This window comes from Skermanella sp. TT6 (assembly GCF_016653635.2).
GTDB lineage: Bacteria > Pseudomonadota > Alphaproteobacteria > Azospirillales > Azospirillaceae > Skermanella > Skermanella cutis.
In genome coordinates this window covers 1-21979 of record NZ_CP067425.2, presented here as the reverse complement: position 1 = coordinate 21979, position 21979 = coordinate 1, and the positions used below count along the sequence as shown (strand labels likewise).

Annotated in this window: 29 protein-coding genes; 13 read left to right on the top strand and 16 right to left on the bottom strand. The window is 62.3% G+C overall.

Going from position 1 to position 21979, the window contains the following annotated elements; translation table 11 throughout:
* Window positions 1-2: 2 nt before the first annotated feature.
* Window positions 3-257 (bottom strand): helix-turn-helix domain-containing protein, encoded by a 255-nt coding sequence (locus IGS68_RS35165; protein ID WP_201083955.1) that lies wholly within the window; start codon window positions 255-257, stop codon window positions 3-5.
* A gap of 123 nt (window positions 258-380) precedes the next feature.
* Here IGS68_RS35165 and IGS68_RS35160 point away from each other — a divergent pair, with 123 nt between their 5' ends.
* From IGS68_RS35160 to IGS68_RS35145, 4 genes are all read left to right on the top strand, one after another.
* Window positions 381-674, top strand: coding sequence for a hypothetical protein (locus IGS68_RS35160; protein WP_201083954.1), 294 nt, complete (start codon window positions 381-383; stop codon window positions 672-674).
* 256 nt (window positions 675-930) lie between these two features.
* The gene (locus IGS68_RS35155) at window positions 931-1134 is read left to right on the top strand and encodes a hypothetical protein (RefSeq protein ID WP_201083952.1); all 204 of its coding nucleotides are present in this window, start codon (window positions 931-933) and stop codon (window positions 1132-1134) included.
* Between the two features lie 14 nt (window positions 1135-1148).
* Window positions 1149-1658, top strand: coding sequence for a hypothetical protein (locus IGS68_RS35150; protein WP_201083950.1), 510 nt, complete (start codon window positions 1149-1151; stop codon window positions 1656-1658).
* A gap of 131 nt (window positions 1659-1789) precedes the next feature.
* Window positions 1790-2059 (top strand): hypothetical protein, encoded by a 270-nt coding sequence (locus IGS68_RS35145; RefSeq protein WP_201083948.1) that lies wholly within the window; start codon window positions 1790-1792, stop codon window positions 2057-2059.
* A gap of 183 nt (window positions 2060-2242) precedes the next feature.
* Here the strand turns inward: IGS68_RS35145 and IGS68_RS35865 are convergent, their stop codons facing one another.
* Entirely contained in the window at window positions 2243-2422 is a 180-nt protein-coding gene (locus tag IGS68_RS35865; RefSeq protein WP_247881539.1) for a hypothetical protein, read from the bottom strand.
* Between IGS68_RS35865 and IGS68_RS36420 the strand changes: the two genes are divergently transcribed.
* The 3 genes from IGS68_RS36420 (at window position 2408) to IGS68_RS35130 (ending at window position 4185) form a co-directional block, all read left to right on the top strand.
* The gene (locus IGS68_RS36420) at window positions 2408-2686 is read left to right on the top strand and encodes a hypothetical protein (RefSeq protein WP_371822016.1); all 279 of its coding nucleotides are present in this window, start codon (window positions 2408-2410) and stop codon (window positions 2684-2686) included. The genes IGS68_RS35865 and IGS68_RS36420 overlap by 15 nt on opposite strands.
* A gap of 107 nt (window positions 2687-2793) precedes the next feature.
* The gene (locus tag IGS68_RS35135; protein WP_201083944.1) at window positions 2794-3756 is read left to right on the top strand and encodes a calcium-binding protein; all 963 of its coding nucleotides are present in this window, start codon (window positions 2794-2796) and stop codon (window positions 3754-3756) included.
* A 24-nt stretch (window positions 3757-3780) separates the two neighbouring features.
* Window positions 3781-4185: a hypothetical protein gene (locus IGS68_RS35130; RefSeq protein ID WP_201083942.1), complete on the top strand. Its 405-nt coding sequence runs from the start codon at window positions 3781-3783 to the stop codon at window positions 4183-4185.
* On the opposite strand, the gene IGS68_RS36110 is transcribed toward IGS68_RS35130, so the two are convergent.
* The 3 genes from IGS68_RS36110 to parA all read right to left on the bottom strand — a co-directional run bounded on the left by IGS68_RS36110 (window position 4161) and on the right by parA (window position 5579).
* Window positions 4161-4289, bottom strand: coding sequence for a hypothetical protein (locus IGS68_RS36110; RefSeq protein WP_256445809.1), 129 nt, complete (start codon window positions 4287-4289; stop codon window positions 4161-4163). The two genes, IGS68_RS35130 and IGS68_RS36110, sit on opposite strands and share 25 nt — an antisense overlap.
* A 382-nt stretch (window positions 4290-4671) precedes the next feature.
* Window positions 4672-4941: a plasmid partition protein ParG gene (locus IGS68_RS35125; protein WP_201083941.1), complete on the bottom strand. Its 270-nt coding sequence runs from the start codon at window positions 4939-4941 to the stop codon at window positions 4672-4674.
* Window positions 4938-5579 (bottom strand): ParA family partition ATPase, encoded by a 642-nt coding sequence (parA, locus tag IGS68_RS35120; RefSeq protein WP_201083940.1) that lies wholly within the window; start codon window positions 5577-5579, stop codon window positions 4938-4940. Before parA ends, IGS68_RS35125 begins: the two co-directional genes overlap by 4 nt.
* Before the next feature lie 117 nt (window positions 5580-5696).
* Here parA and IGS68_RS35115 point away from each other — a divergent pair, with 117 nt between their 5' ends.
* From IGS68_RS35115 to IGS68_RS35100, 4 genes are read left to right on the top strand one after another with little or no spacing between them, the layout of a single operon-like run.
* The gene (locus IGS68_RS35115) at window positions 5697-5984 is read left to right on the top strand and encodes a hypothetical protein (RefSeq protein ID WP_201083939.1); all 288 of its coding nucleotides are present in this window, start codon (window positions 5697-5699) and stop codon (window positions 5982-5984) included.
* Window positions 5985-6032: 48 nt separating this feature from the next.
* Window positions 6033-6386 (top strand): hypothetical protein, encoded by a 354-nt coding sequence (locus IGS68_RS35110; RefSeq protein ID WP_201083938.1) that lies wholly within the window; start codon window positions 6033-6035, stop codon window positions 6384-6386.
* Window positions 6383-6811, top strand: a complete 429-nt coding sequence (locus tag IGS68_RS35105; protein WP_201083937.1) for a hypothetical protein — start codon at window positions 6383-6385, stop codon at window positions 6809-6811. The genes IGS68_RS35110 and IGS68_RS35105 overlap by 4 nt, the downstream gene beginning before the upstream one ends.
* A gap of 9 nt (window positions 6812-6820) precedes the next feature.
* Window positions 6821-7291 carry a hypothetical protein gene (locus IGS68_RS35100; RefSeq protein WP_201083936.1) on the top strand — a complete coding sequence of 157 codons (471 nt, stop codon included), beginning with the start codon at window positions 6821-6823 and terminating at the stop codon, window positions 7289-7291.
* Here the strand turns inward: IGS68_RS35100 and IGS68_RS35095 are convergent.
* The 3 genes from IGS68_RS35095 to IGS68_RS35085 are packed head-to-tail and all read right to left on the bottom strand — an operon-like array spanning window position 7288 to window position 8706.
* Window positions 7288-7812 carry an HGGxSTG domain-containing protein gene (locus IGS68_RS35095; RefSeq protein WP_305800098.1) on the bottom strand — a complete coding sequence of 175 codons (525 nt, stop codon included), beginning with the start codon at window positions 7810-7812 and terminating at the stop codon, window positions 7288-7290. The genes IGS68_RS35100 and IGS68_RS35095 overlap by 4 nt on opposite strands.
* Before the next feature lie 10 nt (window positions 7813-7822).
* Window positions 7823-8182: a hypothetical protein gene (locus tag IGS68_RS35090; protein WP_206379367.1), complete on the bottom strand. Its 360-nt coding sequence runs from the start codon at window positions 8180-8182 to the stop codon at window positions 7823-7825.
* Window positions 8182-8706, bottom strand: coding sequence for an HGGxSTG domain-containing protein (locus IGS68_RS35085; protein ID WP_305800097.1), 525 nt, complete (start codon window positions 8704-8706; stop codon window positions 8182-8184). Before IGS68_RS35085 ends, IGS68_RS35090 begins: the two co-directional genes overlap by 1 nt.
* A 456-nt stretch (window positions 8707-9162) precedes the next feature.
* Here IGS68_RS35085 and IGS68_RS35080 point away from each other — a divergent pair, with 456 nt between their 5' ends.
* On the top strand, window positions 9163-9348 hold the full coding sequence (locus tag IGS68_RS35080; RefSeq protein ID WP_201083930.1) for a hypothetical protein: 186 nt from the start codon (window positions 9163-9165) through the stop codon (window positions 9346-9348).
* A 14-nt stretch (window positions 9349-9362) separates the two neighbouring features.
* On the opposite strand, the gene IGS68_RS35075 is transcribed toward IGS68_RS35080, so the two are convergent.
* The 6 genes from IGS68_RS35075 to IGS68_RS35050 form a co-directional block, all read right to left on the bottom strand.
* A complete protein-coding gene (locus tag IGS68_RS35075) occupies window positions 9363-9761 on the bottom strand; it encodes a hypothetical protein (protein WP_201083928.1) in 399 nt (132 codons plus the stop codon).
* A 19-nt stretch (window positions 9762-9780) separates the two neighbouring features.
* Window positions 9781-10848 carry a TraB/TrbI/VirB10 family type IV secretion system protein gene (locus IGS68_RS35070; protein WP_201083926.1) on the bottom strand — a complete coding sequence of 356 codons (1068 nt, stop codon included), beginning with the start codon at window positions 10846-10848 and terminating at the stop codon, window positions 9781-9783.
* A gap of 3 nt (window positions 10849-10851) precedes the next feature.
* Window positions 10852-11769 carry a TrbG/VirB9 family P-type conjugative transfer protein gene (locus IGS68_RS35065; RefSeq protein WP_201083925.1) on the bottom strand — a complete coding sequence of 306 codons (918 nt, stop codon included), beginning with the start codon at window positions 11767-11769 and terminating at the stop codon, window positions 10852-10854.
* 65 nt (window positions 11770-11834) lie between these two features.
* Window positions 11835-12527 (bottom strand): VirB8 family type IV secretion system protein, encoded by a 693-nt coding sequence (locus IGS68_RS35060; protein WP_201083923.1) that lies wholly within the window; start codon window positions 12525-12527, stop codon window positions 11835-11837.
* Between the two features lie 47 nt (window positions 12528-12574).
* Complete coding sequence (locus IGS68_RS35055; RefSeq protein ID WP_201083921.1) at window positions 12575-13666, bottom strand: type IV secretion system protein; 1092 nt, start codon at window positions 13664-13666, stop codon at window positions 12575-12577.
* Window positions 13667-13844: 178 nt separating this feature from the next.
* The gene (locus tag IGS68_RS35050; protein WP_201082842.1) at window positions 13845-16880 is read right to left on the bottom strand and encodes a Tn3 family transposase; all 3036 of its coding nucleotides are present in this window, start codon (window positions 16878-16880) and stop codon (window positions 13845-13847) included.
* 166 nt (window positions 16881-17046) lie between these two features.
* Here IGS68_RS35050 and IGS68_RS35045 point away from each other — a divergent pair, with 166 nt between their 5' ends.
* Window positions 17047-17622: a tyrosine-type recombinase/integrase gene (locus tag IGS68_RS35045; RefSeq protein WP_201082843.1), complete on the top strand. Its 576-nt coding sequence runs from the start codon at window positions 17047-17049 to the stop codon at window positions 17620-17622.
* Between the two features lie 118 nt (window positions 17623-17740).
* Here IGS68_RS35045 and IGS68_RS35040 read toward each other — a convergent pair whose 3' ends face one another.
* Both IGS68_RS35040 and IGS68_RS35035 read right to left on the bottom strand, forming a co-directional pair.
* The gene (locus tag IGS68_RS35040; protein ID WP_201083988.1) at window positions 17741-19522 is read right to left on the bottom strand and encodes a right-handed parallel beta-helix repeat-containing protein; all 1782 of its coding nucleotides are present in this window, start codon (window positions 19520-19522) and stop codon (window positions 17741-17743) included.
* 9 nt (window positions 19523-19531) lie between these two features.
* Window positions 19532-21889, bottom strand: a complete 2358-nt coding sequence (locus tag IGS68_RS35035; RefSeq protein WP_201083986.1) for a VirB4 family type IV secretion/conjugal transfer ATPase — start codon at window positions 21887-21889, stop codon at window positions 19532-19534.
* Between the last annotated feature and the right edge of the window lie 90 nt (window positions 21890-21979).

Sequence of the window (21979 nt, the reverse complement as noted above, 5' to 3'; positions counted from 1 at the left end):
GGTCATGCCCTAGCTTGTTCCACCATCCGGCGATAAGACACCGAAAACTGGTCAGGGAAATCGATGCCGCTTTCCCTGAACGCCGAAACCAGTTTTTCAATCGTGCCATGTTCCGCGGTTCCCAGCGATCCTTTCCGTGTTTCGAGCCGCTGCACGGTCGGCAGGCTGATCCCCGCCTTCTCCCCCAGCTCCTTCGCAGTCATGCGGAGGATGGCTCGTCCAGCTCTGATCTGCTCCGGCGTCAGCGTGATGCTCATTATATCTCCTATAATGTACTAACCATCTTTTGTGATGCATAATCTATTGACCATGATGCATCAGCGATGATATACAGTACCTCATCGAAGACGCGCTAACAAGCGCCAGACTCGGAGGTCAGAATGTCCACCTTCATCGCCAGTCTCGGAGATCACCGCACCCATATCGACCTGACCCTCGTCCAGGATGGCAATCGCTTGGAGCTGGTCAGCACCATGCATTGCAAGGGCATGCAGTTGGAACTGGCTCGCGAGCTGGTTATCAGCGAGGACGACGCCATCGACGTCTCAACGGATCTCGAATGGGCGGCGGTCGATGAGATGGCCGCGCTCGATATCGACTATACGAAAAGCTCAGGCTGGCCGGAGGCGCTGATTAAGCACTTCGCCAAGGTCAACACTGCAGCTGCAGCCTAACACCACCCCGGCGCGCCGGGAGGTGGTCAGACCCCCCGGCTCCGCCAGAACGACGGAGTTCCACCCAATGCGAACCAAGCAGAACACCATAATTTACCTCCCCGGCGGTCTCGACGCCACCGATCGTTGGGCAGTCGTCGCCGCTGCTCTGAAGGCTGCCGGTGTCCACGACATCCGCCCTGCTCCCCTGCCCGCGCAGGCATTCCAGCCGCGGCACGCTCGACCGGTCCTCCTTTCCTCGCGGGAGGTCTGAGCGATGGCCGTACAACTCGACTTCGGCTTGATCGTGACCGATCCCCAAGCGCACCGCGCCCAGCTCGCCAGCAAGACCAGGAGGTGCCTGTCCTGCTCTTCCATGTTCCCGAGCTTCGGTGCCGGAAACAGGATCTGCTCGACCTGCAAGTCCCGCGAGGCGTGGACGAGCCCGAATGAGTTCAGCATCTCCGCTGCGGCGTTTTAAAGGGGGCTAGGATCATGGCAATCAATTTGACCACTGCTCAGCGCGATGTTCTCGTGGACTGCGTCCGTGCCGCCCTGCTGGGGTGGCTGGTCACTGATCCGGCAGCCGGATCTACGGCCCGGCGCATCGAGCACAAGGCGACCACAGTGACGGGGTTCCACTTCTCCCGGTTCGCCTCCATGGCGATGTCCGAGATCGGCGCCACCTACCATCCCCGCTCGCCGGCTTCCGCCTCGGTGTTTCCGCTGTCGATCAGCGAGACCGCGGCCTTGGCAAATGACCTAGAGCTTCACCTCGCCACGGATGACCAGATCATCGCTGCAGGCGTGATTGCCGCGCATAATCCGCTCGGCCAACCCTGCGTCGGTACGCGCGACTGGCGGACCTACGTCAGCCTGCTGACCCGCCTGGGACTGTCGCTGGATGACGACAGGCCGGACTGGCGAAGCGACGTGCACCACCTGCTCCAGCCGTTCCGCCGGGCAGTCGCCGCAGCGAACCTCGAACCTGTCGCGGCGGAGTGACTCACCATGCAGCGCATCTACTTCACATTTTGCATTGTCTGGTTGTCAGTCGCTTCGATTGTTGCGATTGTAATAGACGACGCATACGGAGACACAGTGCCTACGACCTACTGCAATTTCGGAGACCGATAATGACACCGACAGTAGCCATGCTTCATCCTGCGCGCACTTGGGCAGATAGTTTCGTTCTCTACACTGTGAAAGGGAAAAAATATAATCAGATGACTGTTGATACTGCAGACAAGGAAGAAGTCGTAGGCAAACGCTATCTCTATGAGTCTCACGGTTACCCGTTCGAAGCGAAATGCTCAGAATATAACATTGGGCATTGGAAGGTCATCGGTCGGGTAGTCAACCTAAGCTTCCGCTCGAAAAAAGCATTCGATAGCTTCAAGTTCTAACCGAACAGCCGGCGCCGGAGGGGGAAATTCCGGCGCCGGTTTTTCATCAATCGAGGGACGGGAATAGAGTGAGTCCCAATGGTTCAGGTGAAAATTTGCCGCGAGTGCGGAACTAACTATACCAACCGATACAACTCTCGGTACTGCTCGCCCCTGTGCGCATTCTGGTATCAGTTCGACCGTTCAGGTGGAACCGATGCCTGTTGGACTTGGCGCGACAATAAGACGAACGATGGATACGGCAATGTCGCCGGCTGGCTGGTTTCCAGGCTCCTCGGTGGACCAAGCCGGCGCCAGCTCGCCCACCGCGTCGCCTATCAACTTCACTATGGCCAGCATCCCGGTGAACTGAAGGTCACCCATAGGTGCGACGTGCCCGCATGCGCCAATCCTCGCCACTTGGTTCTCAGGACGCAACGCGGAAACATGATGGACGGGCTGGAGCGAGGTAGGCCGATCATCTGTGCGCCTGGAGAGAAGAACTTCGCGGCACGTCTGACTGAGGCCGACATTCGGCTGATCCGTGCCAGCGCCATGCGATCCGGTGATCTCGCATCACGTCTCGGCGTTAGTCGAGCGACAATCGATGCCGCACGCCGCCGAATCACTTGGCGCCATGTGGAATGACCTCTCTTTAGGATACCAACGGTTCGAGTGGACTGCGCCTCATCCATAGCGATGATAAGTTGGTTGTCCGATTAGTTAAAATATCAACATAAACGGGAAATCCGTAAATGGCACGAATCATCGGTAAAGGACCTAGCACCACGACATGGGGCACCCGCTGGGATGACACCATCGACATCCGCGGCGCAGCCGGCGGGTATGGCCAGGGTGGCAATGACACTATCACCGGAGATGGCGCGGCCAACAAGCTGGTTGGTGGCGATGGCCACGACCACCTGGTCGGGAATGGTGGGAACGACGCTCTCTTCGGCGGAACGGGCAATGACTACCTGTCCGGCGGCTCCGGCAACGACATGCTCTATGGCGACGCCGGAAACGACCGCTTGTCCGGAGGCTCCGGCAATGACCGGGTGCGCGGTGGAGACGGCAACGACATCATCGAGCATACCGTCCGCACCAAGGGACTGCTGCCTGCCTCTTCTGACGACTATCAGGGCGGTTCCGGCACGGACACCCTGCTGATCAACGTCGTGGGGGAGACCGAGAATTACGGCCCGGCAAGGCCGGAAATCCGCATAGATGATCACGGGAACGGCGTGCTGGCCTACACGAACTATGAGATGGAGTCTGACTTCGTGCAGGCGGCATCGTTCAGCGGCATCGAGCGCTTCCAGTTGACCCAGGACAGCGCCCCGCTCGCTTACCGCGGGGGTGCGCTCAACGCCACCGTGCTGGGCGGGTCCGGCAGCGATCTGTTCCAAGGCGGATCGGGTGACGAAATGTTCGATGGCGGCGCCGGAGGCGACCTGGTGCAGGTCCTGTGGCGGCCGGGGATGACCCTTGGATACGACTACATCAGGAATTTCGACCCCACCCAGGACGCCATCGCCAAGAACTCCCGAGACGAGTACGACACCGGCCCGGATCCACTGGGCATCACCTCGGTCGAGAAGCACGGCCACACCTTCTTCACCTTCACGGACAAGACGACTGGCACCGTGGTCGGCATGCTGGAGGTGGACACGGTGGGCATCCCGCCGATCCCACCCGACGACTACATCGTTGGTTGACCCCTCACATAGGAGCATCACACCTTGACCAGCATCGTCCATCTCCGTCCGGAGATCCCGTCAGCAGTCGATGAGGCAGCCGCACGCTTAGCGCTGGCGGGCGCTTCTCCAGACCAGGCACGCTGGCTTCTAGAAGCCGAGCATCCATTCATGCGCTCGCTGGCCGGGGAGATCCTGGATCGGCTGACGGTGTACCAGACCGCCGCACCGTGGCACCTGTACCCCATCGAGGAGCACGGGCAGAAGCTGTCTTCTCTAGTGGTCGGCATGCACGAGGACGAGGCTGATGCGGTGATCGACCGATACCTTGAACCCATCGAAGCCGACCTGGTGGCGCGGGGCTTCTGCACAGAGGTGGCGAGGTCATGGTGCGAGGATCTCGCCGGAGAGACGATGATAAGCGCTCAGGTGCTCAGCTTCTCGGTGTAGATGCCAGCACTCAGCACCAGGCTGCCGGTGCGGATCTTGCCAAACCGGAGCGAGATCGGCAGGGTGATGTTGATCGGACCGCCCAGCAGGAATGAAGGGGTCACAGATGCGTCGGCAGCGGGATTGGATAAAAGCTTTGCCAATAGCTGCACTGCCGCTCGCTGCTATTGTGATCGTTGCGCTGCTTACCCTACTGGCTGTAACGGTTGGTTAGGAGAGGCCGCCATCGAGCGGCCGACCAACTCCTGAACGTTGGGCATCAAGCGGCTTCTCAGGGACCCGGCTGCACGGAGCGAAGCGCAGGAAGCTGGGTGGAAGCCGCTTGATGCCCACAAGCTGAATATCCTCCTGGCTCTCCCTGGTGATCTTCTTCAGATCACCGGGGAGATGCCCTCCCGGCGAGGGATCTTAATTCTTTACTTCCTTACACAAGGAAACACAGAAAGACGATGATGCGATAATCTGTATCGTCGTACTTCCATGAAATTACCTATGCGCCCATTCCTGAAGCAGGCGTCGGGCGACATCGGCGATTGAGGTGTCCTCCTCGGCCGCCCTGGCCTTCAACCGCTTATGCAGCGCTGGCTCGATGTCGATGGTGAGACGCTTTAGCTTCACCTTCTCGGCCGGTTCCTGCGCCTGGGGGGGCGGTGCGGGCTGCGTCTCGGCACCACCGGAGACGAACGCATCGGCCGCCACTGGATCGACCACGCTGAGCGGCTTGGGACGGGCGCCGAAGGTCACTTTCTTGTTCATGCTCCAAACTCCTGGATAGCGTCGAGCAGTGCGTCGATCTCCCGCGCCGCTGCACTGCCGGGGGCTGTTTCCATAACCGTTCTGCCACCCCCAGCGGACTCAGCGAAGGCCACGCGCTGCCCGATAGATACCGGCAGTACCGGGACATCCTCGAACTCGCGGAGGGCATCCGTCACGTCTCGCCCGATCGACGTATTCACGACCTTACGATTGATCGTAAAAGCGTATTTCAGTGCGGGTTTATAGATGGCGGCCTCCTTGACCAGGCTGACCACCTCGGCACTGGCCCACACGTCGTAGGGCGACGGCTGGACAGGGATCAGCACCAAGTCGGATGCCATGATCGCGGACCGGGCCAGATCGGTCACCCGCGGCGGCCCGTCGATCACGACCACGTCGAACTGCTGGGCCAGTCGCTCGATCTCCTTGTGGATCGTCGCTGCCGGCATGGCGACGGACGTGAACAGGCTGGGCAGCTCCGAAGCGTCGCGTGCTGCCGTCCAGTCGATCGCGCTGTGTTGAGGGTCCGCATCTATCAGGAGCACCTTCTGCCCCCGTCCTGCGAACCCTGCGGCTGTGTGGACCGCGAGGGTGGTTTTCCCCACGCCGCCCTTCTGGTTCAAGAATGCTATGCGCAACGTCGCCCCCTGTGAATGCGATTATGCAGATTATCGCATTTCTGTGTTGCTGTGAAGCCGTGTTTCATGTATCGTGAATCTGTAAGTACGGAAACACAGAAACAAGGGGTCTATGTCATGGCTGAAGTCGTTGCTTTTCCGGAACCCAACGCAGTCGCTTCGAACGAATTCGACGGTCTTGCAGACTGCTGGGATGGCGTCGAGTCCTCCGCATGCCAGATCAGGAAGATCATTTCTGACGCGGGAAGCCCTGACAAACTGACCGATGAGCAAAAGTTCAAGCTGCAGCTTGAACTGGAATACATGCTGCATTTCGTTAGAGAGGACGCATTCAGTGGAATGCTTCTATCTGAGAACGAATACAAGCGGCGATATAACGCTTACATTTACCCGAAAGAAGCTTGATCACGTCGCCCCGTGTCTTATGACGCGGGGCTTTCTCATGAGGTCTGGATGTACATCGTCGCGATTGGGAGCCTAGATGCCCCCCTTCACGTCACCCTGTCGGAGAACCCGCAAGCAGACCTGGAGGCGCGGCAACGGCACCGGGCCGACCATGTGAGGCTCTTCCACCAGGCGAAGGTCCGGCCGGAAGCGGCGACCACGACTCTCGAATATGCCCATGTGCTCCTCCAGGACTGGGCGGTGAAGCGCCGGGAGGGCTGGTACGACATAGCGCCCGAGGATGCAGCTTACCTGCTCGACAGGGCCGTCATGGCGTGCCTACCGTCACCGCCTATGTCCGAGCTTCACCAAGACGCTATGCGCCGCAAGCGGGCGGCGAAAACCGCGAAGGAGGCAGTATGACCGACGAGTTTGGACCGATCCCGCCAGGTCACATCCGGATCTCACTTCGGATGGGAGATGAGTATTTTACATCTCAGTTTGAAGTTAAGGACATTGAGAAGCGGTTAGCCGCGCTGGAGCATGAATTCCGCAAAAATGCGAGGTTGGCAAAGAACCGTCGCACTAATGATGGCTATGCAGCTGCTCGAACCATTGCCTATGAGGCAGCCAAGACCCGAAATACCGGTGTTGTTTGTACCGCCCTTTTATGGATGTTCCTCTACCGTACAAATCCTTCTCAATCGAAGGCATCACATGATGGCCTGAAGAAATCTGTGAAGGACTATGGGGCTGCTTGGATTGTCAGCAAGGCGGATGCTGAATTCGAAAATTGGAGCTTTACGCTGCAGTACCCCGGTCTTCCAATCGGTCAATCTCCAAACTGAGGATATCCAATGAAGGCGAAGGGGATCGAGAACCAGGTCATCGACGTGACGGTCCAGCTTGGCTACGAGCGATGGTCGACACGGCTGACGAAGATGGATCTGTTGCGCGCCATCGAGGACTTCGAGCATGGGCCGAAGCCGCGGCGCAGGAAGGACCGGCTTCGTCCGTTCTCACATGAGGGAGTGGTACTGGCGTCCTTCAGGCTGCTGCTCGCCACTGCGACCGACGATGCGCGGGGTATCTGCGTCGCGGCAGCATGGATGGCCTTCCGGCGTCCGGGCGAACTTCATTACGACTACCCGATAACGCGCCTGCTGGGGAACCTGCTGTCAGAAGACGGTGCCGCCAGGCTGGTGATCGTGGCGGACGAATGCGCGACCCTGCAGAGCTTCTCCTTCCAAGCCGCGCCACAGGGCACGCTGGATGCCGAACTGGACCTGACACCGCGAACGACGATCGCCCACAGCACCGTGCATTAGGCGCCTTCGCCGTTCTCTATCTTGGCCATGGCGTCCAGGGCCTCTCGGATCATTCGCGCCTGTTCATAGGGGTCTTTGCCGGCTTGCTGCTGGGCGACGATCATATCTGACCGCGTCCTTTCCAACAGGGCGATGCGGCCGATCAGCCAGTTCATGCGGCCTGACGTGTCGGGACGCTTGGCTATCGTCGTCTCGGTGTCCCCGCCCGCTCCGGATGTCCTCCGCACCTCGGCAAGCTCCAGGTCGGCGGTGCCGGCATCCAGCGCCACGCACCGGGCCAGGTAGACCCGCAGCAGCCGCAGTTCATCATCGACGGCGCCAAGGCTGATGTCGTCCCACTGGGCTTGTTCGTCGGCGGTCAGGTGCCTGCTGTAGAGCCCATGGGTGCGGTTTCCTCGGGTTCCCTTGGGTGTCTTGCCCCCATGCATCATGCACCTCGTCTTTCCGGCCATAGGCAATTTGCGGCAAGGCTCTCCCTGCCGGTTTCGTGCTCCACAGAGGCGCTTGGGTGGGGTCTCCATGGGGGTTTTCTCAAATCACGGGCTTGAAGGCGGCTTGCCAGTCGGCCGCTGGCATCTCCGCCGGGATCTCGACCACGAACCGCACCTGGTCGGCCTCGGGGGCGGGCTTGCTCATGCCGAGCACCTGTTCCGCCAGGTAGATCTGCGCTTGGACACTTCCCTTCTTCGCGCTGATCACCAGCCATTCCAGGGTCTTCGCCTGCAGGCTGGCGCGGCCGCGGCGCCATGCGGCCATGACGGCGGGATCGTCCTTCATGCTGGCGCTGAGCGTATCGCGGGGCACGCCGAGGAAGTCGGCAACGGCATCCGCCGGCAGCCCGCGGGCGGCGAGGCGCTCGACCTGGGCGGCGTCGATCATCACGGTCTCCATCAGTCCACCCACGGCAGCGGTGTGCCGTCCCCGTCTCCGTGCTCGGCCTGGGCGGCGATCAGCTCGGCGCGGACCTTCTCCAGGCTGGCGATCCTCCCCAACAGCATGTTGATCCTCAGCGCGGTATCCGGCCGGCGTGTGATCACGTCGGTTGCCTTGGCTTCTCCCTGCGATGACTGCCGTATCTCGCTGAGCACCATCCCGGCCTTGTTGGTCAATGATGCCGGCGCGTTGCTGATGGCGTTGTCTAGTTCGAATGCCCGCGCCAGCCACACCTTGCACATTCTGATTTCCGCATCGACGTCGCCCAGCGGGACCGTGTCCCAGGCAGCGGCCTCGGTCTCAGTCAGAGCGTTGCTGTAAAGGCCATGCCGCAAGTTGCCGCTGTGTCTCCCCTTGGGCGTCTTTCCCCCATGCGCAGCGCAGCGGGTCCGCCCCTTCATGGGGGATTTTCCGCAGGGGTGTCCCTGGCGGTTGCGAGCGCCGCAGATGCGCCTTGATGGTTGATCGGATACGTCATCCATGGGGTTATTCGTAAAAACGCCTTCGAATAGCAAAATCGGTGTGTTGAATATGGACTCATCAGCGGTTGCGCGCGATAGATTTTTACTCGAACGGTATATATCGCCCGAGACCCGCAGCTATGTTGCTGAATAGGCATTTTTCGGATGCACAGTCGCGTGTGCATGAATGGCAAGAGCCCGCTCATCTCTCCAGGGGGAGCGGGTAGGAACTGGACATTGATCGCCTCCCCCGCTCGCATACCCTCCGCGAGCGGGGTTTTCTCATCACCCTTCGAGTATGGCCGCATAAGACCAAGCGGTATGCTGGTCATGCTGATACTATGACTGTGCCCTCGCAAGGCACTTGACCATCGTTCAGTCCAGCCATGCAGAGCCCCGCTCGTTTTCCCTGGCGAGCGGGGCTTTCATATTAGGTGCTGACTCGTCGGTGCGGTAAAATAGGCGAAGGAGGTTCAGATGCAGTTTGTCGCTCTCATCGCCATCACCGCCATTGCCCTTTCGCCGATCGCGCACGCCATGGGCATGGTCTCCGACCTGGTCGCTTCCGTGGGCTTCTACGGCGGGCTGGCTGCCCTTGCATTCGGCCTGGGCACGCTGCTGGACGACTGGATCTCCCGGCTGGAGCAGCAGGCCGGGCGCTGATACCCGGCCATCGGTTAAACGAATGCGTAGGACTCAGGGGCTGTGCGGATGGTCTTCCTGCGCGGTCCCTGACGGCGTGGCGGACCGCTCTGGTCGTCCGGATCTGGCTGAATGGCTTCATCGCCGAGCTGGTAACGAAAAGCAGCCAGCAACACGGATGTGAAGTTCGACCTGGTCGCGTCGGCGACCGCATCGAGTTCCTTGCTAATTTCCGGCTCCAGCCAGACGGTCCTGGGTTTCCCGCTATCCGGTGATGCAGGGAAGGGAGGGAACGTTTCCCCCCGCTTCCGTGCCTCGAAGAACTTGGTGAGCACTTCCTCGCAAGCACGTCCGGGATTCCTGCCGAGGGTCTCCCAAAGTCGATCCGGGAGTTTTCCAAAACGTCGGCTGACCCGATCATCGCGCTGCGGCATAAAGCTAGACCTTCCCATGTCATTCTCCGAAGCACGACAGGGGAAGATGCTGAGACAACATCACGGATATTTCCCGCGGCGACACTTCGATCGTAGGGGCTATATCTAGCTGTTTTTTCACAAAATCGTCTAGTGGGGACCTCGCATTTTCTGCCACAGTTCCGCCAATAACGATCGCCGTGCCGTTGCTGCCTCGCCCGGAGAGCGCTGCCGTCCCCAGGTCGATGGCCGATGACGCGACGATGAAGCCGAACTTTCTCCACCAATGATTGTTAACTGTGCCCCGTATTCCGGGGGTGCCATCGGACTCGGCGCCGACGACGCGGGTCAGGGTGATGGTGTCGTTCCTGGGCTGGGGGCGTGTTAACGCTGTCCAGACGGTGGTCACGCGCACTTGGCCTTCCTTCACCTCGCCGATCGTCTCTCCGAAGAGCCTGGAGCCGTGGGGAATGGCAACGCACCGCTTGTCGGCCGTGTAAACGTCGTTCAGGACGAGCGCGGTCACGTAGCCGGGTGCATCGGTCGTGATCGGCTGTTCGGTGTGGGCGCGGAGCGGTGTGCCGGCGTTAACTTGGTCGGGAAACGGAGCGGTGAGGCGGGCCGAGCTGTAAATGTCGCCGCGGCCATCACCAGCCGGGCTCCCTTGAGACTGTTGTGCCTGCTGCCCTCTCTGTGCCGGGTTGCTGACGGTGATCATGGTCGGAGAGGCTTCACGTGCTTCCTCACGCCACGACTTCTTCGGTGTCCCTCCTTGGACGATCACCGGTTGAGGACGCGGGGCTGGTGTCGGTGCCGGTTGGGGAGGAGGGGGCGCTTCGACCTGTTGAGGCAGCGGAGCAGGAGGAGGCGGGCGCTTGATCTGGGTGTAGTCGGTCGGCAGGCCGGGCAGGGGGCGAGCGGCCGCAAGCATCTGAGCGCCATCATCCCGCGCGCTGCTGGCAGGCTCCGATGGCCCGGACGTCAGCCACAGGATCAGCAGGAACACCGCAACGGCGACGCCCATGGCCAGGACCGCAAGAGGCCAGAACCGGTACTTGGAGATGCCGGGGCGCGGATCATCGATCCATTCCGGAGGTGCGATAGCCATGTGTCAGCCCTCCCGCTCGACGAGGACGGACTTGCCGCCGATCCGCAGTTCCATCTTCTTCTGCACGCCGTCCATGACGTAGTAGGAGCCGATGACGGTGGGGTTGCCCTGCCGGCGATTGCCGTCGTCATCGAGAATGAAGACCACAGGCCCTCCGTTGGCGCCGATCGTCGGCGGGAACTTGATGCAGGTTCGCTTGCCATCGGTACTGACGTCGCCCTGCCGCAGACCCCATTCGGCGAGATCTCCGGAAAGCCGGTAACGGTCATCGGAGCCGGCGCCGCAGACGGCGAAGTCGGTCGACACCTTGCGCTGTCCCACGGGTGCGACCTGGGTAACGGTCGGGCCGGGATGCATCCACCTCAGCGCGACGTGCTTAGTGTTCTTGTTGGCGATGATGCGGACCCGATACGGGCCGCGATCGGTGCTGAAAGTACATTGCATTCTCGCGCCGGCACGACGGGCCTTCACATGCACCTGATAGGTGGGGTTCGTGTCCGGGCCGTAGGTGCTAGGGGTCAGGTTGAAGACCACGCCGCCATCCGGGCAGGACATGGACTTCAGCACCTCGCCCTCGGCGAACTCAATGTCACTCTGATCTCCCTCGGCAACGTAGAACGTGTACCAGAAGTCCCGGTAGTAGGGGGGCTGGTAGACAGCCCCCGCGAAGTCGTTGGGATCAGGCACCACGAGGCCAGCCTCGTTCGCTCGCACCGTGGCCTGGATCGGGTTTGCCTTCTTGGTCGACGCCTTGGAATCAGCCGGCAACTCGAACGGCGTGGGCACGGCGACGGGGATGTTCTGGTAGACCGTGGGACCGGCAACCGTGACCAGCTCCGGGGCAGGGGGCTCCTGTCCCATGGCGCAGGCACTCAGCGCCAGCATGGTGGAGCCCAACAAAGCCATCTTGACGCGCATCATGTCTCCTAAGTTCCTGAGTTCTCTTTAGTTGTCATTATATGACAGTCATGGAGTAAAAAAAATGATCACGATCCCGGAGCCGGGGACCAGTCGAACCCGCAGACATAGACGCCGTAGGGGTTTTGTGCGGCAACGATGCCGTTGGCGGGAGTGTAGTAGCGCAGCTCGATATCGGCCGTTCCGGGCGCCTGAGCGATGGCTGTGCTGTTCTGGTAAACGGTCTCGGTCCAATCGACACGGTAGCTGTTGGACTCACCGCCGCGGGGCGTGACGTTGGTGACATGGATGCGCCGGGTGATGCCACGGTCGATCATCTGTGCCGGCGGGTCGCTCTCCTGGTGCTTCGAGATACGCTGCTGGACGCTGGAGCACATGTGCTGCTGCGCCTTGTAGAAGTCGCGGTTATAGGCCACAGGATCGAGGGGCACGGCGCGGACCCAGTCGATCCACTGGGCAACGAAATGCTGCTCGATGGCGGTGTCGGTCTGGAGTTCACCGTTGGCCACAGAGGCGGACAGGATCTCACCGTCTCGGGTTCGCTCGACCACCACGAACTGAAGGCTGTCGAGCTTCGCGATAGCCCGGTTATCGAAGAACTGGACGACGTTGAGGCCGGTCATCACGACCAGGCAGCCGCCCAGCACCCAGGCCGCCTTCGTCGCGCCGGCACCTTCGCCCTCGGCAGCCCACCGGGCGGCACGGTAGTCGGAGGATGGCTCCGTACCGATCGGATCAAGCCACCGGTCCTTACTGGTCATGCGTCGGAAGAGTCTCATCTGGTTTCCCCTATCTCATTGATTCACTGTTAGATTTTACCACGTCCACGCCGAGAAGCAGCGCTGCGTTTCGCCGCCCATTGAGGGGGTTGGCTGGGGTTCTGGACAGCCTTGGACGTCGACGGAGTGGGTGCCTGCAGCCGATACCGATTGGTCATGGAAGAGATCGTCCGGGCAGTCGCGCCGCCGACCCCACCTCCGAACCCGACTTCCCGGCTGTGCTGCCTCACCGAATTCATGAGCGTCCTGGCGGTGTTGTTGAGCGAGTGGGACGCCTGCTGCAGGGTATTCGCACCCTCGCGCAGCGAAAGCATCGGCGTGCCGGCGATGTGTTCGCGGGCCAGGTGCATACCGTGACGCATGAGGGTTGCCAGCACGCCCACGCCGATCGCGAAGGGAAGCACCTCGTTGGCCGTGGGGCGCTCGGGAAACTCGATGCCGGACATGAACCGGAACGACAGTCCGATGATGAGCGAGACCACCCAGAACTGGACGCCGTACTGGATGACCCGAACCACGCCCGGTGCCGCCGCGAACCTGGTCGAACTCAGCAGGACGAACGGCAGCAGGCAAAGCGCGAGGAGGCTGCTGATCTTGTAAAAAATCATGGTGACGACGAGCACGGCGACCATCTGGACGATTGCCCACAGAAAGACGCCGATGCTGATCAGCATGATGAGCCCGGCAATGCTGTCGTCCGACGATCCAAGAAAGATCCTGTAGAAGCTGATGCCCGACTCATACAGGCTACCGGCGATGCGGAACCCCTCGGTCAGGACGACGCTGGGCGCTAGGTAGGAGGCGGTCAGACCCGTCGCCTCGTAAGCTTGACGGGACATCCAGCCCACCCAGGTGTCGGCCGCGCTGTTCCAGTTCTCCGATACGACCAAGAGCACCATGAGGAAGACGTAGAATTTGAAGAACTCCGCCACAGGCTGCAGGCTTCGGAGCCACATCAGCTTCGCGACAGCCAGGACGAACGCCACGAGAGCCAGGGCAACGTAGAAAATCTCGAAGTTTGCCGGCAGGATGCCGAACAGGCTGTTGATGATCTCGACGAAGTGGCTAGCCAACTGGTCGATCAGCTCAGGACTGAGTGTAGTCGGGTCGATAGGGTTCATTTCTCGTAGCCCTCGAACAGCTTGATCGGACGCTTTCCGCACTCCGGGCACTTCCCGAAGTCCTTCATGAATTCCCTGGCCTGGGGATCTTTCTCAGGCTCTGCCGGACCGCACGCGGCCAGCATGGGGTTCTAAGCCCAAACCCTCGAAATTTTTGGAAGCTTTGCCGATCAATGGGTTAGCCTAACCTGACGTTCGCCAGCAGGGCTTCCGGGTCGATCGCGTGCTTGCCGCCGCGAAACGTGTAGTGCCCGAGCAAGTGGATATGCTGCCAAGCCACCGGGGAGATTTTCTGCAGCAGTGCGAGTGCTTTGCGGTCGTCCTCCCGGCGGTACCGCTCCAGCAGCGTCGAGAGCAGGACCGAGTTGTAGGCGATGATGACGTTGGCGACCAGCCGGCCGCACTGGTTGCTGATCGCGATCGCGAGGTCGGTCCGCCCGATCAGTTGCTTGCCGCCGCTGACCTGGGTGAGCACCGCGCGCAGCTGGTGGTAGGCCTCAATGCGGTTCTGGGAGCGGTGGACGTCACGCTGCAGCTGTGGGTCGCGGAGGTAATCGAGCGTGTAAAGGCTGCGGATCAGCTTGTCGTACTCGAAGACCGCCTTGCGGGTCCGGTCGTGAGGGGACAGGGCACACAGTTTCCGCACCAGGATGGCCTGGCTCATCTCTTTGAGCCCGAGCGTGGCGACGATCCGGTCGATGCTGGCTTTCTCCGCGACGATCAACGCGCGGTCGATCCGGCCGGCTGGCTGAACCAGACAGTCCTGGTAGTCCTCGATCGGGTTGCCGCAGTACAGGTGCTTGAGCTGTGCTTGCCGGCGGGTGAACCGCGGCGCCAGCTTCAGCCCGAACCAGTGGAGGATGGCGAAGTTGGCGCGGTTGATGCTGTGCATGTCGCCGGTGATGGTAGTCGGTGCGATGTCCGAGGTGTTGTGGTAGCAGATGTCGAAGACGTAGTGGCTTTCATGCTCGTGAGCGCCGATCAGCTCCGTTTCCAGCGGCACGTGGTTGGCCAGCAGCGTGTAGGCGACGACGCCCCTGCCGGTGCCGAAGTACTTGCGCGAATGCCGCGCTTTGGCTGTCGGCACGGCGACCGAGAACTTCTGGCCGTCGACGCTGCCGTACAGGACTGCCGGATCGAACGAGTAGAAGGGGAAGATGCCGAGGCCGGCGATGAAGTTGCTGACCCGGTCATTGGCTGCTTTCAGGGTCGACAGGCGCAGGTGCTGCTGATGGGTCGCCTCCAGGACGTGGTACGGGATGTCGCTGGTCTCGGCCATGCCCAGGTTGCCGTGGTTCATGGCCTGACCAAGGATCACGGCCGTCAGGCTGTCGTCGTCGGTAATCCTCTTCGCATAGCGGGGCTGCAGTGGGGTCAGCGCCGACAGAAAGCGGCAGCGCTCGTCCACGAAGCGGAAGATATCGGCGATACCGCGCGCCGGCAGCCGGGCATAGAAGGCGGCCTGCAGCGCTTCCTCCTTGTCGACCTTGGGAGTGCGCCACGACAGGGTCTTGCGCCCGGGGTCGTACTCGAGGTGCTTGAGCTTGCCTTGGCGCAGGTCGCGGTCGAAGATCAACCAAAGTCGATGCAGGTCGGCGCACAAGCCGTCGAGCGTCGCGTCCACGGGTTGGCGCAACCAGGGACTGTCGAGATCCCGGAGCGCCTCCGCCGCCCGGTCCGACGCGACCAGCTCGTCACCGAAGCGGCGATGCCGGACGCTGTCGTCCAGGTGGAGTTCGCCGGTGGCGAGGCGCTTGCGGAGCTGCCGGTAGATCCAGAACTCGTAACGGTACCCGCGCAGGCCGGTCGCCTTGCCATCGTCATCGACGTCGAGCAAATGCGGACGCAGCCGGTCGGGGATGGTGTTTTCCGGGAGCTCGCCGAAGGGCCTTTGGGCGAGGCGCTGTTGACGGGAAAACACGCCCTTCATCCAACGCAAGGCGGCGAGCCACGGATTGTCCGCCGTGGTGGCCGAGACCTCGAGCGCCATGGCGAGCGGGCGCAGATGCTTCCTGCAGCGCGCCGCCGTGCGGTCCACCGCCTGCCAGCGCAGTTCAAGCTGGCTGACCGGCTTTTCGCACAGCCTCTGGCCGGCGCCGAGCATCGCTTCTCTCGGCAGGATCGTGAAGGCCCGGTGGCGGACGGCCCCGAACGGCGTGGCGTCGTCGACCGTGTCGTCGACATAGAGCAGGAGTACGCGGCCAATCCGGGATCCCTCCTGCTGCCGGCCGGCTTGTGCCTGGACGAAGGCGGCCTCCGATTCCTCCTTGGTCTGCCCTTCCATCTGCCCCATGTGGAAACCGAAGGCCTCGACCAGGTTGTCGGTAAGTTGGCGGAAGCGCTGCCAAGCATAGCACAGCAGGTACAGGTGGGTCTGGCCGGGCTTCAGCCGGCGCAGGTCGTAGACCGTGTAGTAATGGGCGAGGCTCGCGTAATAGGCGACGTTCTGCTGCGAGATGTCGAGCTTGGGCAACAGAGTCTTCGCGACCCGGTGCAAGGGCGCCAGGGTGGTGCGCTTTTGGCGCTCCATCGCCATCATGCGGTAGCCGAAGTGCTTGGCGTCCTGCTTGAGCGCCGCCAGTTCCGAGAGGGTGTCCTCGCGCACGAGGAGGCCCTGCAGGGCGGCGCGCGCCTCCTCGTCCAGCCCGTCCTCGACAAGGTGTTCCAGGCGTCGGCGTTCCGCCGTGAGCACCTCGCTGATGATGCCCTGCAGCGTGGTATAACCTGGGCGCACGATGCGCCGGGTGGCCAGGAAGGCCAGCAGTTCCGTCAGGATGAAGGTCGCGGCCACGTCCCGCTTCGCCAGAAGGCCGGCCCTGCCGACGACCGCCGCCCGGTCCGTGTCCGCCCAGAGCCGATAGCCAAACAACCCGGCGATTTCCCGGCGTTGGGCGTAATGCTCGTTGGCGCGGATCGGCTGCGGCGTCAGCGCGCTTCCCGGAAAGTAGCGTTCCATCAGGAAGGCGATGTCGCTGGACGGGACGTCGGGCCAGGAGAAGCCGAAGAAGGCCTGCTTGGCCTTGAAATACCCGATCTGCAGCAGGCACCAGACCTGTTCCGCCAGCCCCTTGCGCTGGTCGACCAGAGCGCGTTCAGCGGCGCTCAGGGCGAAGAACTCGGCTCGCTGGAAGTCGTCGAAGTCGGGCAGGCCGTACAGAGCGAGCCTCTCGGCCTCGGAAAGGACGGTCAGCCGCTTGCTGCCGTCGGCGCGCATCGGTCGGTCGGGCACGCGGTTGTTTCCATCGGATGGACTGGGCTGGGACTTTCCCTATAAAGTGTCTTTTCGGGAAAGTAACCTGTTTCGGACCCAGGTAGGGCTTGGTCCGGAAGGCGCCGGCAACCACCGCGCCACTGATCGTTTTCGGGAAAGTCTGTTTACCGTGCGACCGCCGCCGAAACAACCCAATGCCGAGCGCCGCAGCCGGGAGCACTTGACTCCGACCGAGATCGACCGACTGATCACAGCCGCCCAACGGCTCGGACGTCATGGCCACCGCGATGCGACGATGATTCTGATCGCCTATCGCCATGGGCTGCGCGTCTCGGAACTGGTCGGCCTGCGGCGCGAGCAGGTAGACCTGAGCCTGGGGCTGCTGCATGTGCGCCGTCGTAAGAACGGGCTGCCAAGCACCCATCCCCTACGCGGTCCGGAAATCCGAGCCTTGCGCCGGCTGTTCCGCAATCATCCGGACACGCCCTACGTCTTCGTCTCCGAGCGCAAGGCACCGATGACCGAGGCCACCTTCCGTAAGCTGGTCGCCCGCGCCGGCGAAGCGGCCGGGCTGGGCATGCCGATCCATCCGCACATGCTGCGGCACTCGACCGGCTTCAAGCTGGCCAACGACGGCCAGGACACCCGCGCCATCCAGCATTACCTGGGCCACCGGAACATCCAGCACACCGTCGTCTACACCCACTTGGCGGCCGATCGCTTCAACGGCTTCTGGGACGACTGAAAAACAGCCGAGACAATCAAGCCAGGAAGCCCAACCCATTGAATTTAGAGGATTTCAAAAATTTCGAGGGTTTGGGCTTGGAACCCCAGCATGAGACAAGCGATCAGCAGCACGTGCCTCATGGGACACCCGTTCCGAAAGGATCAGCGGCAATCCCCCGACGTCCCACGGTGCCGCCGTTGCCGAAGATGGCGATCGGCCGTTGTCCGCATTCTGGGCAATCGCCGAAGCCGGCCATGAAGTCCTGGCTGTCCCGCTTGGCAGCCGCCATCTCCGCCTCGCGCCTGTAGTTCTCCTCTTTCAGTGCCCGGTGATGCGCCGTGGTCGCCGTGATCAGGTTATCCAGCGATCCCGCTACCTCGTTCAGCAGGCCGTTGGTGGCCTGGATCTCGCCGCGGATGCCGCCCGACGCGCGGCCGGCCTGCACCAGCCCCGCCGAGCGCCGCAGCGTGCGCTGCTGGTCGACTAGCACGGCGTTCTCGATGCGCACGCTCTCGTCCAGCGCGTCGCGGGTGCGGCGGTCCCACGCATCTCTCGCCGCCGCCATCTCCTGATACGTGGTGCCCTCGGGGAACCGCTCGGGATAGACCTCCTGGTAGTCGCGGTTGATCGTGCCGGGGTTGCCGGTGAGATGGCCGCTGGTCAGGATCGAGCGCAGGCGCTGGTTGGTCGAGAGCACGTCTGCGTGGGTAGTCATGTTCATGCCCCGCAGCATCTGCGTCTGTGCCTTCAACTGCTCGCCCTGAAGCGCCGTCTGCTCGGTGTCGCACAGGGTCTGCGCCAGAAGCTGGAACTGCTGTGCCACCTGAAGACCCGCCGTGGCGCGACCGGTAACGGAACTGATCACGCCGAACGCCGCCGCCCCCGCGCTGGCGCCGTTGGCGATGGTGGCATCGCACCCGCCGCTGAACCCGCCGCCGGCGCCCATGTAGTCGGTTCCCAGGAAACCGCCCTCGGCACCGCCTCCAGCGTATTCCTCCTCGCCGCCATAGTCGCCGTCGCCGCCGCCGCCCGCCCCCACCTCATCGTCGGCGCCGGCGGCAAGACCGCTGTTGCCGGTGCCCTTGTCGCATTGCCGGCCGTCTATGTCGTTGTCGGTCAGCCGGTTGCCGCTGGTCTTCTGGCCGAACTTGACGGCACACCCCTTGCCGCCCTCGACCACGTTGCCCTCGATAGTGTTGTCGAACGCCGTCTTGCCCGTGGTGTTGGCCGCCGCCGACCGGCCGCTGGAGCCGGCCGCCATGTCGATGCCGTTCACCTCGCAGTTCTGGAAGCGGTTGTTCACCACGCGGTTGTTGTTGCTGCCGTTCTTGATCATTGCGCAGGCCCACCCGTTTGTCCGCTGGACGGTGTTGCCTTCCATCAGCGAATTGCTGACTCTGACCCAGTCGACCCCGCCGTCCCCGTTAGGGTTTCCTGCCGATCCCGCAGCCCCCCCGCCGCCGGCCATTTCCACCACGTTGTTGCGCATGGTGATGCCGTCTGCGTGAAAGAACTTGAAGCCGTCCAGCCGGGCATAGGCCGTGGTGTTGCCCTCGAACACGATGTTCTTGGCAAGCGGGGCGGAGGCGTCGCCCCCGATCTTCACGCCGTCGCCGTTGCGGCTGGTCAGCCGAAAACCGCGAACCGCGATGTCGCTCTGCGAATAGGCCGCGATTGCCGGCTGGTTGTTGCCGGTAGCCACCACGTGGGCGCCGCCCTTGTTGCGAGCGCGCACGCTGATGCCGTTCGTCCTGATCTCGAAGGCCCCGTAGGTCCCGTCATCGACCACCACCTCATCGCCGGCTTGGGCACGATTGACGGCATCCTGAATTGACTGCCCTGGCCTGACCTCGATCGTAGCCGCCAGGACCGGCGTGCTCAGTACTGTCCCAGCCAGCAGAAACGCGATGAAACGCATGTGGGTCTCCTATTCGGCGGCAAGGAAGAGGGAAGGGGCATCGGTTTCGTCGGCGACCAAATCCGCGGCCCACTGCATCTTCGCCTCGGCGAACCATCTCTCCGCGAAAGACATGCTGGACGGAGCGGCGACCAGGCGGTCACAGCGAGCGAGGGCATCCGGTGAGGACGAGCCGCAGAGCTGGAGCCCGATGGGACCCAGACCAAGTTCGAAGACTCGCTTCCCCGAGCTGCTGGAGTAGTAGTAGTCCCGCTTCGGGACCATGTTGGCGATCTGCTCGCACTCGGCGACGTTGGCCCCCAATGCGGCATAACTGGCCTGGGTTTCGGGCTCCATGGCTTTTTCGTTGGCCAGCAGGATGCGGGTGGGACAGCTCTCGTTGAGCGCAGCCGACAGGGGACCAGTCAGCGCATCCTTCAGGAACTGGGTCGCGAACACGACGACGACATTCAATTTCCGAAGCAGGCGGAGCCAGCTATTCAGCCGGCTGGTGAATGCGCTGTCGCCCAAGAAGCGCCACGCCTCGTCGACCAGCAAGATCACCGGACGTGGACCGGGAAAAACGACCCGCTCCATGTAATAGAACAAGTACTCCAGGACGGCTGCGGAAACCTGTTTATTGCCGAGCAGTGCCGTCATCTCGAATGTCACGCAGTCGGAGTCTCCGAGCCGTTCGGCATTGTCGTCGAGCAGGGTGCCGTAATCCCCATCGACGCAGTAAAAGTTGATGGCCGGCTTCAGTTCGGACGGCAGGGCCACCGACAGGTCGGTCAGCGTGCGCTCATAGAGCGGGTTCTTTGCTACATCAGCCAGAGCGGTCGAGACTGCAGCTTTGACGTCAGCCGTGATCGTGACGTTCTGTTCCTTCAGGCGGTTCAGAACCCACTCCAGCGCCCACGCACGCCAGTTCGGGTCATCGATCCTGGCAAGCGGTTGGAAGCCAATCCCTCCGGCTTCTCCGACGCGATAGACGATGCCGCCCATCAGCCTGGTGCAGACCTCCGCGGACCGGCCGATGTCGATCGAGATCACCTTGGCGCCTGCATAGCGCCGATATTGGGATCGGATCGCGTTCAGCAGGGTCGACTTACCGGCACCAGGCGGGCCGAGGACGAGGGTATGGCCCAGGTCGCCATGGTGAAGGTTGAGCCGGAACGGCGTCGTGTTCCCGCCGCTGACGTGCATCAGCGCCGGGGCGTCAAGGTGGGCATTCCACTTGTGACCAGCCCACACAGCCGCCCACGGGATCAGGTGCGCGAGATTGACGCTGGTCCGGATCGGCTGCCGGAGATCAGCATAGATATGACCCGGCAACGTCCCCAACCACGTATCCAACGCCGCAAGCTTGTGCCGCTTGGCGACCATGGAACGCCGCTGGATCACACCGATGACGGCTTGGACCTTCTTGTTCACCTGGGCGAGGGACGGGTCCCAGACCGTGACGGTGGCAGTCAGTTTGCCCATGGCCAACGCCTCGTCCTTGGCCGCGTGTAGAGCGTCCTCGGCGTCGTCGGTCATGGCATCGGAGGTGATGCTCCGATCGCCGGCACCGTCCAGATGCATGAACTTCGCAATGGCATCCTTGAACGGCCGCGCGAACATTCCCCAGTCCGACGCTCGATCCTGGATGACCTCCAGCCCCTTGCCGTGGTCGTAGGGCATCCAACGGACCGTCCAGCGATATTCGCAGCCGACGTCGTTCAGGGCATCCAGGATCGCCGGCATCGTCTCAGGGATGCTGCTGATCGTTACCGTTCGGAGATGGCAGTCCCCGATCATCGGATCGTTCCCGCCGATGATACTGCAATCGGCAATGTCGTGGTCGATCCGAGCCTTCCCATTGCTCGGCGTGACGGGGTGACGGTGGGTACTCACCGTGTTGTGAAGGAATTCCAGCATGCCGGCGTCGTCCAGCCATTCGCACTCCTGGACCATGTCGGCCAGCAGTTCCTTGATATCCTCCGTCGTCCGGAGGAAGTCGCCCAGCATGCCGCGGTAATCGACGCCCGGCTGCTTGTGGGCGTTCTTGACCAGCATCCGTTCGGCGCGCTGGATGGTCGGCGCCGGGACTTTGTAGACGAAGCTGATGAATTGCCGGTTCTCGAAGTGCTCCCCGACCTCCTTGAACCGCTCCCGGCGCTCTTCATCGAACATCCAGGAAACAGGATCTGGCCACAGAGCGCGGCGTTCGTCGTCGGTGAGATCGTCGCCCGGATAATCGGTGGCATGGACCCGCTGCGCCTCGATGTGGAGGCTATACTCACCACGAAGGCGACGTAACGCGTCATTCAGCCGGACGGTCTGCGCGATCAGCGACGTCTCATCCAGGCAGGCCACATCCGGACCCCGGAATGACAGTGTCCGCATGAAGCCCTCATACTTGAGAGCGACCACACCGGGTGCGATGAAGTAGGACCAAGGCAACCGCTCGTGTATCGAGCGGCGCCGGCCTCCCAT

Bases quoted from the DNA above. Each gene is read 5' to 3' on its own strand.
- IGS68_RS35040 (WP_201083988.1), bottom strand. From the start codon at position 19,522: ATGCGTTTCATCGCGTTTCTGCTGGCTGGGACAGTACTGAGCACGCCG.
- IGS68_RS35100 (WP_201083936.1), top strand. From the start codon at position 6,821: ATGAAGGCGAAGGGGATCGAGAACCAGGTCATCGACGTGACGGTCCAG.
- IGS68_RS35150 (WP_201083950.1), top strand. From the start codon at position 1,149: ATGGCAATCAATTTGACCACTGCTCAGCGCGATGTTCTCGTGGACTGC.
- IGS68_RS35135 (WP_201083944.1), top strand. From the start codon at position 2,794: ATGGCACGAATCATCGGTAAAGGACCTAGCACCACGACATGGGGCACC.
- IGS68_RS35080 (WP_201083930.1), top strand. From the start codon at position 9,163: ATGCAGTTTGTCGCTCTCATCGCCATCACCGCCATTGCCCTTTCGCCG.
- IGS68_RS35085 (WP_305800097.1), bottom strand. From the start codon at position 8,706: ATGGATGACGTATCCGATCAACCATCAAGGCGCATCTGCGGCGCTCGC.
- IGS68_RS35125 (WP_201083941.1), bottom strand. From the start codon at position 4,941: ATGAACAAGAAAGTGACCTTCGGCGCCCGTCCCAAGCCGCTCAGCGTG.
- IGS68_RS35115 (WP_201083939.1), top strand. From the start codon at position 5,697: ATGGCTGAAGTCGTTGCTTTTCCGGAACCCAACGCAGTCGCTTCGAAC.
- IGS68_RS35165 (WP_201083955.1), bottom strand. From the start codon at position 257: ATGAGCATCACGCTGACGCCGGAGCAGATCAGAGCTGGACGAGCCATC.
- IGS68_RS35865 (WP_247881539.1), bottom strand. From the start codon at position 2,422: ATGGGTGACCTTCAGTTCACCGGGATGCTGGCCATAGTGAAGTTGATA.
- IGS68_RS35055 (WP_201083921.1), bottom strand. From the start codon at position 13,666: ATGAACCCTATCGACCCGACTACACTCAGTCCTGAGCTGATCGACCAG.
- IGS68_RS35105 (WP_201083937.1), top strand. From the start codon at position 6,383: ATGACCGACGAGTTTGGACCGATCCCGCCAGGTCACATCCGGATCTCA.
- IGS68_RS35090 (WP_206379367.1), bottom strand. From the start codon at position 8,182: ATGGAGACCGTGATGATCGACGCCGCCCAGGTCGAGCGCCTCGCCGCC.
- IGS68_RS35145 (WP_201083948.1), top strand. From the start codon at position 1,790: ATGACACCGACAGTAGCCATGCTTCATCCTGCGCGCACTTGGGCAGAT.
- IGS68_RS35075 (WP_201083928.1), bottom strand. From the start codon at position 9,761: ATGCCGCAGCGCGATGATCGGGTCAGCCGACGTTTTGGAAAACTCCCG.
- IGS68_RS35065 (WP_201083925.1), bottom strand. From the start codon at position 11,769: ATGATGCGCGTCAAGATGGCTTTGTTGGGCTCCACCATGCTGGCGCTG.
- IGS68_RS35095 (WP_305800098.1), bottom strand. From the start codon at position 7,812: ATGGAGACCCCACCCAAGCGCCTCTGTGGAGCACGAAACCGGCAGGGA.
- IGS68_RS35160 (WP_201083954.1), top strand. From the start codon at position 381: ATGTCCACCTTCATCGCCAGTCTCGGAGATCACCGCACCCATATCGAC.
- IGS68_RS35070 (WP_201083926.1), bottom strand. From the start codon at position 10,848: ATGGCTATCGCACCTCCGGAATGGATCGATGATCCGCGCCCCGGCATC.
- IGS68_RS35060 (WP_201083923.1), bottom strand. From the start codon at position 12,527: ATGACCAGTAAGGACCGGTGGCTTGATCCGATCGGTACGGAGCCATCC.
- IGS68_RS35110 (WP_201083938.1), top strand. From the start codon at position 6,033: ATGTACATCGTCGCGATTGGGAGCCTAGATGCCCCCCTTCACGTCACC.
- IGS68_RS35035 (WP_201083986.1), bottom strand. From the start codon at position 21,889: ATGCGGACACTGTCATTCCGGGGTCCGGATGTGGCCTGCCTGGATGAG.
- IGS68_RS35050 (WP_201082842.1), bottom strand. From the start codon at position 16,880: ATGCGCGCCGACGGCAGCAAGCGGCTGACCGTCCTTTCCGAGGCCGAG.
- IGS68_RS35155 (WP_201083952.1), top strand. From the start codon at position 931: ATGGCCGTACAACTCGACTTCGGCTTGATCGTGACCGATCCCCAAGCG.